The organism is Massilia sp. BGA-UO-ETr-WB1 (genome assembly GCF_059567845.1).
In genome coordinates this window covers 453,535-468,015 of the sequence record NZ_JCAQOT010000021.1, presented here as the reverse complement: position 1 = coordinate 468,015, position 14,481 = coordinate 453,535, and the positions used below count along the sequence as shown (strand labels likewise).

The window sequence follows — 14,481 nt, the reverse complement described above, 5'->3', positions numbered from 1 at the left end:
GTCTCTCTTCGCTAAGGAACTCTATGTCCCGTGGTACCAAAATCGTCGCCACCATCGGCCCCGCTTCCACCGACTTCGGCATCCTGGTCAAAATGATACGGGCCGGCGTCGATGTCGTGCGCTTGAACTTCTCGCACGGCAAGGCGCAGGACCATATCGACCGCGCCGCGCTGGTGCGCAAGGCCGCCGCCGAGTGCGGCCGCGAGGTGGCGATCATGGCGGACATGCAGGGACCGAAAATCCGCATCGGCAAGTTTGAAAACGGCAGGATCGAACTGGCCAACGGCGACAAGTTCATCCTCGACGCCAAGTGGGGCGAGAACGGCGAACTGGGCAACCAGGAGCGCGTGGGCCTGGACTACAAGGCGCTGCCGACCGACGTGCGCCCGGCCGACGTGCTGCTGCTGAACGACGGCCTGATCGTGCTGGTGGTAGACCGCATCAGCGGCAGCGAGATCCACACCACCGTGAAAATCGGCGGCGAGCTGTCCAACAACAAGGGCATCAACCGCCACGGCGGCGGCCTGACCGCGCCGGCCCTGACCGCCAAGGACATGGAAGACATCAAGACCGCGATGAGCTTCCAGTGCGACTACCTGGCCATTTCCTTCCCGAAAAACGCCACCGACATGGCGATGGCGCGCCAGCTGGCCAATATCGCCGGCGAGCCGTACCGCCACAAGCCGATGATGATCGCCAAGATCGAGCGCGCCGAAGCCATTCCGGCGCTGCAGGAGATCCTGGACGCGTCCGACGGCATCATGGTGGCGCGCGGCGACCTGGCCGTGGAAGTGGGCAACGCCGCCGTGCCGGCGCTGCAAAAGCGCATGATCAAGATGGCGCGCGAATCGAACAAGCTGGCCATCACCGCGACCCAGATGATGGAGTCCATGATCGTCAACGCCGTGCCGACCCGGGCCGAAGTGTCCGACGTGGCCAACGCCGTGCTGGACGGCACCGACGCCGTCATGACCTCGGCCGAAACGGCCTCCGGCAAATACCCGATCGAGACCGTGGAAATGATGGCCGCGATCTGCGTCGAGGCCGAGCAATCCGAATACAACAAGCTGGACGCCGACTTCCTCAACGTCCGTTTCACCCGCATCGACCAGTCCATCGCCTACGGCGCGCTGTTCACCGCGCACCACCTGCGCGTGAAGGCCATCGTGGCGCTGACCGAGTCCGGCTCCACCGCGCTGTGGATGAGCCGCCACAGCATCGACACCCCGATTTTCGCGCTCACCCCGAGCGTGACCACCGCCCGCAAGGCCTCGCTGTACCGCAACGTGCGCGCCTACCAGCTGGCGCAGGGCGCCGAGAGCGCCGTGGTGCTGAAACAGGCCGAGGACCTGCTGGTGGAATACGGCATCGTCAAGAAGGGCGACATGATCGTGGTCACCTGGGGCGAGCCGATGGGCCAGGTGGGCGGCACCAACGCATTGAAGATTGTGAAGGTGGGCGAGTTCCACTAAGAACCCGGCCCAGATCCCGTACCGTTTTTTTTATTGTTTGGAGTAATACCATGTCCCTCGTATCCATGCGTCAGCTGCTGGACCATGCCGCCGAAAACGGCTATGGCATCCCAGCCTTCAACGTCAACAACCTGGAGCAGGTGCAAGCCATCATGGCTGCCGCCGATGCCCTGAACAGCCCGGTCATCATGCAAGCGTCGGCCGGCGCCCGCAAATATGCAGGCGAAGCCTTCCTGCGCCACCTGATCGACGCCGCCGTCGAAGCCTACCCGCACATCCCGGTCGTGATGCACCAGGACCACGGCCAGTCGCCGGCGGTCTGCATGGCCGCGATCCGCTCCGGCTTCACCTCGGTGATGATGGACGGTTCGCTGGAAGCGGACGGCAAATCGGTGGCCTCCTACGACTACAACGTGGAAGTGTCGCGCGAAGTGGTCAAGTTCTCGCACGCCATCGGCGTGACGGTGGAAGCCGAACTGGGCGTGCTCGGTTCGCTGGAAACCATGAAGGGCGACAAGGAAGACGGCCACGGCGCCGACGGCACCATGACCCGCGAACAGCTGCTGACCGACGTGGCCCAGGCCGCCGACTTCGTGCAGCGCACCCAGTGCGACGCGCTGGCCATCGCCATCGGCACCTCGCACGGCGCCTACAAGTTCACCCGCAAGCCGACCGGCGACATCCTGGCCATCGACCGCATCAAGGAAATCCACGCCCGCATCCCGAACACCCACCTGGTGATGCACGGCTCGTCGTCGGTGCCGCAGGAACTGCTGGCCATCATCCGCGAATTCGGCGGCGACATGAAGGAAACCTACGGCGTTCCTGTCGAAGAGATCCAGGAAGGCATCCGTCACGGCGTGCGCAAGATCAACATCGACACCGACATCCGCCTGGCCATGACCGCCGCGATCCGCAAATACCTGTTCGAGAACCCGTCCAAGTTCGACCCGCGCGACTACCTGAAGCCGGCCCGCGCCGCCGCCGAAGAGATCGTCAAGGCCCGCCTGCTGTCGTTCGGCTGCGAAGGCCAGGCCGGCAAGATCAAGCCGCTGCCGCTGGAAAAAATGGCCGAGCGTTACAAGGCCGGCGCCCTGGCGCAGATTGTGAAGTAAAATTCTGTCTGGAACGGGCCGGGATCTTTCCCCGGCCCGATTTTCTTGACCGGCGGGCACGCAGACCAGCGCGCCGGTTTCGCTTTATCACATCATCCCCCCGCTATGAACAGCCTTTACCAATCCTCCATCAAGTCCCTGCCACTGCTCGGCCACGGCAAAGTCCGCGATAACTACGCTGTCGGCGACGACAAGATCCTGATCGTCACCACCGACCGCCTGTCGGCTTTCGACGTCGTCATGAACGAACCGATACCCGGCAAGGGCATGGTCCTGAACCAGATGAGCGATTTCTGGTTCGAGAAACTGGGCCATATCGTGCCGAACCACCTGACCGGCGTGGCGCCGGAATCGGTGGTGGCGCCGGACGAAGTGGAGCAGGTAAAGGGCCGCGCCGTGGTGGCCAAGCGCCTCAAGCCCATCATGGTGGAAGCGGTGGTGCGCGGCTACATCATCGGCTCCGGCTGGAAGGACTACCAGGACACCGGCAGCATCTGCGGCATCGCCCTGCCGGCCGGCCTGAAACAGGCTGAAAAGCTGCCCGAGCCGCTGTTCACCCCGGCCGCCAAGGCGGACCTGGGCGAGCATGACGAAAACATCAGCTTTGCCGAAATGGAAAGCCGCATCGGCGCCGAACTGGCCGCCAAGATGCGCGACACCAGCATCGCGCTGTACAAGGCCGCCGCCGAATACGCCGCCACCAAGGGCATCATCATCGCCGACACCAAGTTCGAATTCGGCCTGGACGAAAACGGCGTGATGCACCTGATGGACGAAGTGCTGACGGCCGACTCGTCGCGCTTCTGGCCTGCCGACTCGTACGCGCCTGGCATGTCGCCGCCGTCGTTCGACAAGCAGTTCGTGCGCGACTACCTGGAAACCCTGACCTGGGGCAAAACCGCACCGGCGCCCGCGCTGCCGGCCGACGTGATCGACAAGACCCAGGCCAAGTATTTCGAAGCCATCGAACGCCTGACCGGCGAGAAGCTGAAGGTATAAGCATGGCCGATCCTCAGAACCAACAGCCGGTGGTCGGCGTCATCATGGGCTCGTCCTCGGACTGGGACGTGATGCAGAACGCGGTCTCGATCCTGAAGCAGTTCGGCGTGCCGTTCGAAGCGCAGGTGATTTCCGCGCACCGCATGCCGGACGAGATGTATGCGTACGCCAAGAGTGCGCGCGCGCGCGGCCTGCGCGCCATCATCGCCGGCGCCGGCGGCGCGGCCCACCTGCCTGGCATGGTGGCCGCGATGACCATCGTGCCGGTGCTGGGCGTGCCGGTGCCGTCCAAGTACCTGCGCGGCGAGGACTCGCTGCTGTCCATCGTGCAGATGCCCAAGGGCGTGCCGGTGGCCACCTTCGCCATCGGCGAAGCGGGCGCCGCCAACGCCGCGCTGACGGCGGTGGCCATGATCGCCGCCACCGACGACGCGCTGGCCGAAAAGCTGGAAGCGTTCCGCGTCCAGCAGACCGGCGTGGCCCAGGCCATGACCTTGCCGCTTCACGATTTTGCCGCTTGAATAATGCGCTTGAATAATGAGTAATTCCAAGTCTTCACCGCAGGCTGCCCGCCAGCCTGCAACCCAGCCGGCCCCGTTCCTGCCCACCGCCAATCCGCAAGCCTGGCTGGGCGTCATGGGCGGCGGCCAGCTGGGCCGCATGTTCGCGCAAGCCGCGCAAAGCATGGGCTACCAGGTCGCCGTGCTGGAACCTTCCGACGACTGCCCGGCAGGGCAGGTTGCGCAGCGCCTGATCAACGCCGGCTACAGCGACGGCGCCGGCCTGGACGTGCTGGCCGCGCAGTGCTTCGCCGTCACCACCGAGTTCGAGAACGTGCCGGCCGACAGCCTGTCGCGCCTGGCGCAGCACGTGTTCGTGGCGCCGGACGCGCATGGCGTGTCGGTGGCGCAGGACCGCATCGCGGAAAAACGCTTCTTCGTCGACTGCGCGGCCAAGTCCGGCGTGCAGCCGGCGCCGCACAAGGTGATCGCCTCGCAGGAGGACATCGACGCCATCGGCGACGAGCTGCTGCCGGGCATCCTGAAAACCGTGCGCATGGGCTACGACGGCAAAGGCCAGGTGCGCGTGCGCTCCCGCGAGGACGTGCGCGCCGCGTTTGAATCCATGGGCCGGGTCGCCTGCCTGCTGGAGAAAATGCTGCCGCTGGCCTACGAAGTATCGGTGCTGACCGCGCGCGGCGCGGACGGCCAGTCGGTGGTCTACCCGATCGCCGAAAACGTGCACCGCGACGGCATCCTGTTCACCACCACCGTGCCGGGCCCGAACGTGTCGGCCGACTGCGCGAAAAAGGCGCAGGCTGCGGCGCAAGCCATCGTGGCCGAATTGGGCTACGTGGGCGTGCTGTGCATCGAGTTCTTCGTGCTGGAAGACGGTTCGCTGGTGGTCAACGAAATGGCGCCGCGCCCGCACAACAGCGGGCACTACACCATGGACGCCTGCGTCACCAGCCAGTTCGCGCAGCAGGTGCGCGCGATGGCGCGGCTGCCGCTGGGCGACGTGCGCCAGCATTCGCCGGCCGTCATGCTCAACATCCTGGGCGACGCGTGGTTCACCGACGATACCGACGCCACGCGCGAACCGGCATGGGACCAGGTGCTGGCCCTGCCGGGCGCCAACCTGCACCTGTACGGCAAGGACGATCCGCGCCGCGCGCGCAAGATGGGCCACCTGACCTTCGTCGCGCCGACGCTGGCCGAAGCGCAGCGGCAGCTGGACGCCGCCTGCGCCATCCTGGGTATCCCATCGTGAGCGCAGCGCTCGACCTGGCCGCCATCCGCGCGGCCGCCGTCCTGCTGGAAGCGGGCAAGCTGGTGGCTTTCCCCACCGAGACCGTGTACGGCCTCGGTGCGGACGCCGAAAACCCGCAGGCGGTGGCGGCCATCTACGCCGCCAAGGGCCGGCCGCAGGACCATCCCGTCATCGTGCACATTGCGCCGGGCGCCGACATCGGCTACTGGTGCAGCGACATCCCGGCCGAAGCGTACCAGCTGGCCAAGGCCTTCTGGCCCGGCCCGCTGACCATGATCCTCAAGCGCAACGCCCACATTCCCGACGCTGTCTCCGGCGGCCAGGACACGGTGGGCATGCGCTGCCCGTCGCACCCGGTGGCGATCGCCTTGCTGAGCGCCTTCAAGGGCGGCAAGGGCGGCGTGGCCGCGCCGTCGGCCAACAAGTTCGGCAACGTCAGCCCCACCACCGCGCAGCACGTGCGCGACGAGTTCGGCGCCATGGTGCTGGATGAAACGGAGGCTGCCGAAGCGGCCGCCCACGCCTATGCGGCAGCCATCACCGCCCGCATGGCCGATCCGGCCGACGCCGGCGGCGGCGCCCCCGCCGCTGCCACAACTGCTGCCGCGCTGCGCCTCGCCGTGCTGGACGGCGGTTCCAGCCAGGTCGGCATCGAATCCACCATCCTCGACCTGTCGCGCCTGGCCACGCACGGCCCGGTGCTGCTGCGCCCCGGCCACATCGGCGCGCAGGACATTGCGGACGTCATCGGCGTGATGCCCAACCTGCCGGACCAGACCGCCCCGCGCGCCTCCGGCACGCTGGAGTCGCACTACGCCCCCAAAGCCCCGGTCGCACTGGCCGACAGCGCCGCGCTGCCGGACACGCTGGCCAGGCTGGCAGCCAAGGGCCGCAAAGCCGCCGTCATCCACTACTCGGCCCTGCCGCAAGCGCAGAACGGACCGCAGCAGCCGCACCAGCATATGCCGGCCGACGCCGCCGGCTACGCCTTCGGCCTGTACGCCGCGCTGCGCGCCATGGACCAGACCGGCGCCGAATTGATCCTGGTTGAAACGCCGCCACAGAACGATGCCTGGCTCGGCGTCAACGACCGATTGCGGCGCGCAGCCTTCGGATCTTCTGGTATTGTTGAGACGTTCCTGCAATAGTGAAAGGGAACCACGCCGGAGCGGTCCGGCGCGCATAACAAGAAGAGGAGGTCGTCATGACCCGAACCTTGTATGCCTGGCTGGCTGCTGTCGTTGCCGCCGCCCCTGCTGCATCGCCGGCCCAGGACGCGTCTCCGCCGCTGGCGCCTGTCAGCATGCCCAAGCCGGGCGCCGCCTCTGCTCCGCCTCCGCCGCCGGCCCACAAGACCGCGCCGCCTTCCGCCAGTTCCGTGCAGCCAGCGCCTCCGCGCGGCACGCTGCTGGCCGGCCCCACCGTGGTCCCCATCGACCTCGTTACCGACACCGTCGACAAGCTTGAACCCGCGCTGCTGCGCACGCTGCTGAAACGGCGCGACGGCCTGCTGGGAGTCACCGGCGAGCCGCGCTGCACCATCGCCATCCACAGCATGCGCTACCAGACCGTGGGCGGGCAGGGCGAGCCGGCCGACGCCGGCGGCGTCATCATGCTGCCCTCCGGCGCCGACCCGCACTGCAGCGGTCCCCGCCCGGTGCTGCTGTACGCCCACGGCACCGTGCTCGACAAGACCTTCAGCATGGCCCGCCTGAACGGCGAAGCGCGCCTGATCGCCTCCATGTTCGCCGCCCAGGGCTACATCGTGGTGGCGCCCGACTACGCCGGCTACGGCAACTCCAGCCTGCCTTACCATCCCTACCTGAACGCCGAGCAGCAAGCCGGCGACATGGTGGACGCCCTGCGCGCCGCGCGCACCGCCTACGCCGTGCTGGGCGCCAGGCCGTCGGCCCAGCTCTTCCTCACCGGCTACTCGCAGGGCGGCTTCGTCGCGCTCGCCACGCAGCGCGCCATCCAGCTGCACCACGCCGGCGAGTTCACCGTCACCGCCACCGCCGCGCTGTCCGGCCCCTATGCGCTGGTGAAAATGGCCGACAGCATCTTCAGCGGCCACCCCAACACCGGCATCACCTCCTACCTGCCGCTGCTCACCACTTCCGGCCAGCGCGCCGGCGCCGCCCTGTACGCCGCGCCGGAGGACCTGTACGAGGCGCGCTACGCCAGCGGCATCGAAAACCTGCTGCCCAACAAGGTGCGGCTGGCCGACCTGGTCAGCAAAGGCAAACTGCCCAAGGGCGGCGCCCTGTTCGCGCGCGATTCGCAGCCGCAGGCGGCCGACGCCTCCGCCTTTTTCGCGGACAGCAACCTGGTGCGCACCAGCTACCGCAACGCCTACCTGCAGGACATGGCCAGCAACCCTTGCGAGCGCGATCCGGCCCAGCCGCTGGCGTGCACGCCGAAGCACAACCTGCGCAAATGGATGCAGAAGAACGACCTGCGCACCTACACGCCGTCCTCGCCGCTGATGCTGTGCGGCGCCGGCAAGGACCCGGTGGTGCCCTTCGCCAACGCCGCCGCCACCCACGCCTATTTCACCGCGCATGGCGCGGCGCCGCTGCTGGTGGACCTGGAAACGCCGCTGGCGGACGATCCCTATCTGCAGTTCAAACAAGCGTTCGCGCGCGAACGCGACACGATGATTGCCGATGCTGTCAAAAAGGGTAACGATCCTGTCAAGGCAGTGTCCGATCGATACCACAGCCGCCTCGCCGCGCAGTTCTGCCTGATGTCCGCGCGCAGCTTTTTCCAGTCTGCAATGCCCTGACTCTGCTATGCTGATTTGACGTAGAAATCGGCGGAGTTGGGGATGTTTTATCGGAAGTTTGTTATATTTTCGGCATTGGGGCTGGCACTGGCCGCTTGCGGCGGCGGCGGTACGGGCACCGGCAGCGGCGGCACCGGCGGCGGCACCAGCCCCGTGGTGGTCGCACCGCCGCCGCCTCCGGCCTCGCTGCGCGGCAGCCTGGCCGGTTCCCCGGCCGCCGTCTCCGTCTACGATGCGCAGGCGCTCAAGCAGCTGCTGGACAGCGCGCAAAGCGGCGCCAGCAGCATCACCAGCACGCCGCTGTGCGCCGTCAGCACCTACACCGTGCGCTACCACACCATCGGTTCGGCCGGCGAAGACACCGAAGCGGGCGCCGCCGTCATGCTGCCCTCCGGCGCGGATCCCTCCTGCAGCGGCCCGCGCCCGGTGCTGCTGTACGCGCACGGCACCTCGCCGCTGAAGTCCTACGATATGAGCAAGCTGGACGGCACCGAAGCGCGCCTGATCGCCGCCATCTTCGCCGCCCAGGGCTACATCGTGGTCGCCCCCAACTACGCGGGCTACGCCGGCTCCACGCTGGGCTACCACGCTTACCTGGACGCGGAACAGCAATCGGCCGACATGGTGGACGGCCTGCGCGCCGCGCGCGCCGCGTTCAGCCGGCTCGGCGCCAGCGCCTCGGCCCGGCTTTACGTCACCGGTTATTCGCAGGGCGGCTACGTGGCGCTCGCCACCCAGCGCGCCATGCAGACGCGCCACGCCGCGGAGTTCAGCGTGACGGCCGCCGCCGGCCTGTCCGGCCCCTACGCGCTGCTCAAATTCGGCGACGCCATGTTCGGCGGCGCGCCCACGCACGGCGCCACCGCCTTCCTGCCCATGCTGGTCAACGCCGGCCAGCACGCCGGCGCGCGCCTGTACGCCAGCCCCGGCGACATATACGAAGCGCCGTACGCCGCCGGCATCGAGGACATCCTGCCGGGCACGGTCAGCCTGGGCGACCTGGCCGGGCAGGGCAAGCTGCCCGCCAGCGCGCTGTTCGCGCTGGACTCCATGCCGCAGGCGGGCGGCAGCAAGGACTACTTCAACAACGGCAACCTGATCCGCAGCAGCTACCGCGACAGCTACACCGCCGACATGCGGCTGCGCCCCTGCGGGGATGCCGGCGCCGCCAATGCGCCCGCCTGCGCGCCGCAGCATCCGCTGCGCCTGTGGCTGCAGAAAAACGACCTGCGCAGCTACGCCCCGGCCGCGCCGCTGCTGCTGTGCGGCGGCGACGCCGACCCCATCGTTCCCTACTACAACACCAGCGCGGCGGCCGACTATTTCCGCGCCCACAACCCGAGCGGCACGCTGCACGTGGTGAACGTCGATTCCACCCCGTCGCTGTTCGGCGACGACTATTCCCAGCCCAAGCTGGGCTTCCTCGCCGCCAAAACGGCGCTGCGCGCCAATGCCGCCGTGAGCGGCGGCTCCTGCGACGCGGCCGTGCGCGACGCCTACCACGCCGGACTGGCGGCGCCGTTCTGCCTGCGCGCGGCACGCGACTTTTTCCGCGCCCGCTGAGTTGGGCCGGCGTGGGCCGGCACCGGCCGGTGTGGCTTGCCGACAACGATATGATGAATTAGTCTACGCTGCCCAATTTACAAAAATGCTCTATACAACCTCAGCCGGGGCTGGCATATTAGTCGGGTTGCGAATAGCACGCCCGTGCGTTTAGAACAAGAAAATTTTTTTCAGGAGATACAATGCGTCACACCAAACTCGCCCTGGCGGTTATTGCCTCGGCAATTCTGGCCGCTTGCGGCAGCGGCAGCCCAACCGGCGGCGACCAAACCCTCAAAGTCAAATTCGCATCCCAGGTTTCATTCGGCGACAGCCTGTCCGACGTCGGCACCTACAAGGTCGGCACCGTGGCGGCGCTGGGCGGCGGCAAATTCACCATCAACGGCAACAACACTGCGGCCAATCCTGCGCTGACCGGCAAGATCTGGATCGAGCTGCTGGCCGCTCAATTCGGCCTGCCTGCCCCATGCGCGGCGCAGACCGGCCTGGAAGGCAACGCCGCCAAGGGCTTCAGCGTGCCGGTGCAGAACCACACCGGCTGCTACGCTTACGGACAAGGCGGCTCGCGCGTCACCAACCCGGTCGGCGACAACCACAAATCCACCGGCAGCGACGTCGGCGCGCTGACCGTGCCGGCCGTCACCCAGGTGAAAAACCACCTGGCGGCCGTAGGCGGCAAGTTCAAGGGCGACGAGATCGTCTTCATGTGGAGCGGCAATAACGACCTGCTGCTCGGCCTGGAGCACCTGTCGACCGCCGCCACCGCCGCCGGCGCCACTGCCGGCAACACCGCCTTCGCCAACAGCCTGGTAGCCCAGCTGGCGGCCGGCGCCACCAATCCGCAAACCGCGGCAGCGTCCATCGGCCTGGCCCTGGCCACCGAAAACGCCCGTCCCGGCAAGACCGAAACCTCGGTGGTGACCGCCGCCGTGACCGCCGCCGTCATGGCCGGCAACACCGCCGCCGCCGTGCCGGCCAACCAGCTGGCCATCGTCACCAAGGCCAAGGCCGACGGCGCCGCCGCCGGCGCCAAGGCCGGCGCCGACTACGCCGCCGCCAACGGCCCGGCGCTGGTGCCCACCATGGTCACCGCCGCCAAGGAAGTCTCGGCCCTGGTGAAGACCCAGATCCTGGCCAACGGCGCCAAGTACGTGGTGGTCAACAACATTCCAGACGTGGCCAACACCCCGTCCGGCCTGTCGCGCTCGGAATCGACGCGTGCGCTGATCAACGCCATGGTGAAAGGCTTCAACGACACCCTGAACGCCGAACTGGGCACCACCGACGGCGTGCTGATCATCGACACCTACAGCGTCAGCCACGACCAGGCCACCAATCCCGGCCCGTACGGCCTGACCAACGTCAAGGAGCCCGCCTGCGACCTGACGGCGGCCAAGAACCCGCTGAGCAGCTCGCTGACCTGCAATGGCTCCAACCTGAAGGCCGGCGACGTCAGCCATTACTCGTACGCCGACACCGTGCACCCGACCCCGTTCCTGCACTTCCTGCTGGCGCGCTACGTGTCGGAAAAAATGGTCGTCAAAGGCTGGCTGTAATCACTGCAATTCTGGAGACATAACAAGATGAAAATTCGTTTCAATAGCGCTGTCAAAGTGCTGGCGCTGGCTGCCGCCATGGGCGCTGCCTCGGGCGCCTCGGCGCAGGCGGCCGGTGAGTGGGTGGTGAAAGCCGGTATCAACAAGATCACGCCCAAGGTCAAGAGCGGCAACGTGAGCGCCCCGGCCCTGCCGGAGAGCAAAGCCGACATCGGCTCGGACACCCAGCCGATCTTCACCATCGGCCGCATGCTGACCGATAACATCTCGGCCGAGCTGGACCTGGGCTTGCCGTACAAGCACAAGATCTACGGCGCCGGATCGCTGGAAGGCACGGGGCAGCTGGCCACCTCGGAAGTGCTGCCGCCCACCGCCTTCCTGCAATACCGCCTGTTCGAACCGACCGCCAAGATCCGTCCTTACGCCGGCGTCGGCCTGACCTACGCCTACTTCCGCAAGGAAACCGGCTCCGGCCAGCTGACCGCGCTGCTCAACCCGGGCGGCCCGGCGTCGACCTTCTCGATGAAGAACAAGTGGGCCGGCAGCGTGCAGCTGGGCGCGACCATGGCCATCAACGCCAAGTGGTTCGCCGACGTGAACGTGGTCAAGACCAGGCTCAAGACCACCGCCAGCTACTCCACCGGCCAGACGCAGGAAGCGCGCCTGGACCCGACAGCCGTTGCCGTCATGGTCGGCACGCACTTCTAAGCAGCGGCAGACCAAAAAAAAACCGCCTCACGGCGGTTTTTTTTCGTCCTGCGCCGCTTACTGGAAAGCCTGGATGCCGGTCTGGGCGCGGCCCAGGATCAGCGCGTGGATGTCGTGCGTGCCTTCGTAGGTGTTTACCACTTCCAGGTTCACCATGTGGCGGATCACGCCGAACTCGTCGGAGATGCCGTTGCCGCCCAACATGTCGCGCGCCACGCGGGCGATGTCCAGCGACTTGCCGCAGGAATTGCGCTTCATCATGGAGGTGATTTCCACGGCGGCGGTGCCGGCGTCCTTCATGCGGCCCAGCTGCAGGCATCCTTGCAGGCCCAGGGTGATCTCGGTCTGCATGTCGGCCAGCTTCTTCTGCACCAGCTGGTTGGCCGCCAGCGGACGGCCGAACTGCTGGCGGTCCATGGTGTACTGGCGCGCGGTGTGCCAGCAGGCTTCGGCCGCGCCCAGCGCGCCCCAGGCGATGCCGTAGCGCGCCGAATTCAGGCAGGTGAACGGGCCTTTCAGGCCGCGCACGTCCGGGAAGGCGTTCTCTTCCGGGCAGAACACGTTGTCCATCACGATTTCGCCGGTGACCGAGGCGCGCAGGCCGAACTTGCCGTGGATGGCGGGCGCGGACAGGCCGGCCATGCCTTTTTCCAGCACGAAGCCGCGGATCGCGCCTTCATCGTCCTTGGCCCACACCACGAACACGTCCGCCACCGGGGAGTTGGTGATCCACATCTTGGCGCCGGACAGCGCGTAGCCGCCCGGGACTTTCTTGGCGCGGGTGATCATGGAGCCAGGGTCGGAACCGTGGTTCGGCTCGGTCAGGCCGAAGCAGCCGATCCACTCGCCGGTGGCCAGCTTGGGCAGGTATTTCTGTTTCTGTTCCTCGGTGCCGAACTCGAAGATGGGCACCATCACCAGCGACGACTGCACGCTCATCATGGAGCGGTAGCCGGAGTCCACGCGCTCGACTTCGCGCGCGATCAGGCCGTAGCTGACGTAGTTCAGGCCGGGGCCGCCGTATTGCTCCGGGATGGTGGGGCCGAGCAGGCCCAGTTCGCCCATCTCGCGGAAAATGCTGGTGTCCATGCGCTCGTGGCGGAACGCTTCCAGGATGCGCGGGGCCAGCTTGTCCTGGCAGTAAGCGGCGGCGGCGTCGCGCACCATGCGTTCTTCGCTGGTCAGCTGGTCGTTCAGCAACAGGGGGTCGTCCCAGTGGAATTGCGCGCGGGCTTGGCTCATGGTGTGTGGTCTCAGGTTATGGTGAATGATCGCCATATTCTAAAACGCCAACCCCGGAGCGGCTATTCAAATGGCGACACCAATTTCCGTTTTTAGCCCAAGCTCCGGAACTGCCCGCCGTGGAACACCAGCGGCGCCTGCGGGGCCGATTCGCAGTGCTCCACCTCGCCCACGAAGATCACGTGGTCGCCCTCCGGGTAGCGGCTGCGGTTGTGGCATTCGAACCACGCGGCGGCGCCCTTCAGGATAGGCTGGCCGGTGCGCGACAGCTCGTATTCGGCGCTGGCCCACGGGTCTTCGCCCCGGCTGGAGAACAGCTTGGCCAGGTGCGCCTGGCTGGCGTTGAGCACGTTGATCACGTAGTGCGAGTTGCCGGTGAAGATGGGCAGGCTGTTGGCGCCGTTGGCCAGGCTCCACAGCACCAGCGGCGGGTCGAGCGAGACCGAATTGAAGGAACTGGCCGTCAGGCCGCGGAAGGTGCCGTCGGCCAGGCGGGTGGTGATGACGGTAACGCCGGTGGCGAACTGCGACAACGCCTGGCGGAAGTGCAGCGTATCGAATTCACGCGTATCGGCGCGGGGAGAGCTAATATTCATGGGGGACCTGTATTTTCCAACATTATGCCAAAGAACCGCACTGCACTGCATTTGCAGGTGCATGCGCCTGCGCTTTGCGTTACAGTAGTCATCATCACAGCGTGCTCTGATGGGAGGGGCGGTATGACTAGCAATGCGGAGGCGGCCGAAGTGGCCGTGTTCGGCGGCGGCTGTTTCTGGTGCACCGAGGCTGTGTACCTGGAGGTGCGCGGCGTGCGCAGCGTGGAATCCGGCTACACCGGCGGCCAGCAGCCCGACCCCAGCTACGAACAGGTGTGCACCGGCGCCACCGGCCATGCCGAAGTGGTGCGGCTGACGTTCGATCCGGCCGTTATCAGCTATCGCGACCTGCTGGAAATCTTCTTCACCATCCACGACCCCACCACGCTGAACCGCCAGGGCAACGACGTCGGCACCCAGTACCGCTCGGTGATCTATTACCAGTCGCCGGAGCAGGAAGCCACCGCGCGCCAGGTGATCGCCGAAATGGCGGTGGTGTGGGACGCCCCCATCGTCACCGAACTGTCGCCCGCGCAGCCTTTCTACAAGGCCGAGGACTATCACCAGAATTATTTCGAGCAGCACCCGCTGCAAGGCTATTGCGCCTTCGTGGTGGCGCCCAAAGTGGCCAAGTTCCGCAAGATCTACAGCAATCGCCTGAAATAGATTTGGATA

The 14,481-nt window shown here is 66.7% G+C and carries 13 protein-coding genes; 11 read left to right on the top strand and 2 right to left on the bottom strand.

Features of this window, described 5'->3' with window-relative positions; genetic code table 11:
* Positions 1 to 23 precede the first annotated feature (23 nt).
* From pyk to AC56DV_RS06755, 10 genes are all read left to right on the top strand, one after another.
* Positions 24 to 1,472 carry a pyruvate kinase gene (pyk, locus tag AC56DV_RS06800; protein WP_496313533.1) on the top strand — a complete coding sequence of 483 codons (1,449 nt, stop codon included), beginning with the start codon at positions 24 to 26 and terminating at the stop codon, positions 1,470 to 1,472.
* Positions 1,473 to 1,522: 50 nt separating this feature from the next.
* Positions 1,523 to 2,587: a class II fructose-bisphosphate aldolase gene (gene fba, locus AC56DV_RS06795; protein ID WP_496313532.1), complete on the top strand. Its 1,065-nt coding sequence runs from the start codon at positions 1,523 to 1,525 to the stop codon at positions 2,585 to 2,587.
* A gap of 105 nt (positions 2,588 to 2,692) precedes the next feature.
* Positions 2,693 to 3,586, top strand: coding sequence for a phosphoribosylaminoimidazolesuccinocarboxamide synthase (locus AC56DV_RS06790; protein ID WP_496313531.1), 894 nt, complete (start codon positions 2,693 to 2,695; stop codon positions 3,584 to 3,586).
* 2 nt (positions 3,587 to 3,588) lie between these two features.
* Positions 3,589 to 4,107 (top strand): 5-(carboxyamino)imidazole ribonucleotide mutase, encoded by a 519-nt coding sequence (gene purE / locus AC56DV_RS06785; protein WP_496313530.1) that lies wholly within the window; start codon positions 3,589 to 3,591, stop codon positions 4,105 to 4,107.
* A 16-nt stretch (positions 4,108 to 4,123) separates the two neighbouring features.
* A complete protein-coding gene (locus AC56DV_RS06780; protein ID WP_496313529.1) occupies positions 4,124 to 5,356 on the top strand; it encodes a 5-(carboxyamino)imidazole ribonucleotide synthase in 1,233 nt (410 codons plus the stop codon).
* Complete coding sequence (locus tag AC56DV_RS06775; RefSeq protein WP_496313834.1) at positions 5,350 to 6,504, top strand: L-threonylcarbamoyladenylate synthase; 1,155 nt, start codon at positions 5,350 to 5,352, stop codon at positions 6,502 to 6,504. Before AC56DV_RS06780 ends, AC56DV_RS06775 begins: the two co-directional genes overlap by 7 nt.
* A gap of 56 nt (positions 6,505 to 6,560) precedes the next feature.
* Complete coding sequence (locus tag AC56DV_RS06770; protein WP_496313528.1) at positions 6,561 to 8,141, top strand: alpha/beta hydrolase family protein; 1,581 nt, start codon at positions 6,561 to 6,563, stop codon at positions 8,139 to 8,141.
* A 42-nt stretch (positions 8,142 to 8,183) separates the two neighbouring features.
* Entirely contained in the window at positions 8,184 to 9,704 is a 1,521-nt protein-coding gene (locus AC56DV_RS06765; RefSeq protein WP_496313527.1) for an alpha/beta hydrolase family protein, read from the top strand.
* A 182-nt stretch (positions 9,705 to 9,886) separates the two neighbouring features.
* On the top strand, positions 9,887 to 11,260 hold the full coding sequence (locus tag AC56DV_RS06760; protein WP_496313526.1) for an SGNH/GDSL hydrolase family protein: 1,374 nt from the start codon (positions 9,887 to 9,889) through the stop codon (positions 11,258 to 11,260).
* A gap of 27 nt (positions 11,261 to 11,287) precedes the next feature.
* On the top strand, positions 11,288 to 11,968 hold the full coding sequence (locus AC56DV_RS06755; protein ID WP_496313525.1) for an OmpW/AlkL family protein: 681 nt from the start codon (positions 11,288 to 11,290) through the stop codon (positions 11,966 to 11,968).
* A gap of 57 nt (positions 11,969 to 12,025) precedes the next feature.
* Here AC56DV_RS06755 and AC56DV_RS06750 read toward each other — a convergent pair whose 3' ends face one another.
* On the bottom strand, positions 12,026 to 13,210 hold the full coding sequence (locus AC56DV_RS06750; RefSeq protein WP_496313524.1) for an acyl-CoA dehydrogenase: 1,185 nt from the start codon (positions 13,208 to 13,210) through the stop codon (positions 12,026 to 12,028).
* Positions 13,211 to 13,302: 92 nt separating this feature from the next.
* Positions 13,303 to 13,806, bottom strand: a complete 504-nt coding sequence (locus tag AC56DV_RS06745) for a flavin reductase family protein (RefSeq protein WP_496313523.1) — start codon at positions 13,804 to 13,806, stop codon at positions 13,303 to 13,305.
* 123 nt (positions 13,807 to 13,929) lie between these two features.
* On the opposite strand from AC56DV_RS06745, the gene msrA reads away from it, so the two are divergent.
* Positions 13,930 to 14,472: a peptide-methionine (S)-S-oxide reductase MsrA gene (msrA, locus tag AC56DV_RS06740; protein ID WP_496313522.1), complete on the top strand. Its 543-nt coding sequence runs from the start codon at positions 13,930 to 13,932 to the stop codon at positions 14,470 to 14,472.
* Positions 14,473 to 14,481 lie beyond the last annotated feature (9 nt).

Bases quoted from the DNA above. Each gene is read 5' to 3' on its own strand.
- AC56DV_RS06765 (WP_496313527.1), top strand. From the start codon at position 8,184: ATGTTTTATCGGAAGTTTGTTATATTTTCGGCATTGGGGCTGGCACTG.
- AC56DV_RS06745 (WP_496313523.1), bottom strand. From the start codon at position 13,806: ATGAATATTAGCTCTCCCCGCGCCGATACGCGTGAATTCGATACGCTG.
- AC56DV_RS06780 (WP_496313529.1), top strand. From the start codon at position 4,124: ATGAGTAATTCCAAGTCTTCACCGCAGGCTGCCCGCCAGCCTGCAACC.
- fba (WP_496313532.1), top strand. From the start codon at position 1,523: ATGTCCCTCGTATCCATGCGTCAGCTGCTGGACCATGCCGCCGAAAAC.
- msrA (WP_496313522.1), top strand. From the start codon at position 13,930: ATGACTAGCAATGCGGAGGCGGCCGAAGTGGCCGTGTTCGGCGGCGGC.
- purE (WP_496313530.1), top strand. From the start codon at position 3,589: ATGGCCGATCCTCAGAACCAACAGCCGGTGGTCGGCGTCATCATGGGC.
- pyk (WP_496313533.1), top strand. From the start codon at position 24: ATGTCCCGTGGTACCAAAATCGTCGCCACCATCGGCCCCGCTTCCACC.
- AC56DV_RS06770 (WP_496313528.1), top strand. From the start codon at position 6,561: ATGACCCGAACCTTGTATGCCTGGCTGGCTGCTGTCGTTGCCGCCGCC.
- AC56DV_RS06755 (WP_496313525.1), top strand. From the start codon at position 11,288: ATGAAAATTCGTTTCAATAGCGCTGTCAAAGTGCTGGCGCTGGCTGCC.
- AC56DV_RS06760 (WP_496313526.1), top strand. From the start codon at position 9,887: ATGCGTCACACCAAACTCGCCCTGGCGGTTATTGCCTCGGCAATTCTG.
- AC56DV_RS06750 (WP_496313524.1), bottom strand. From the start codon at position 13,210: ATGAGCCAAGCCCGCGCGCAATTCCACTGGGACGACCCCCTGTTGCTG.
- AC56DV_RS06790 (WP_496313531.1), top strand. From the start codon at position 2,693: ATGAACAGCCTTTACCAATCCTCCATCAAGTCCCTGCCACTGCTCGGC.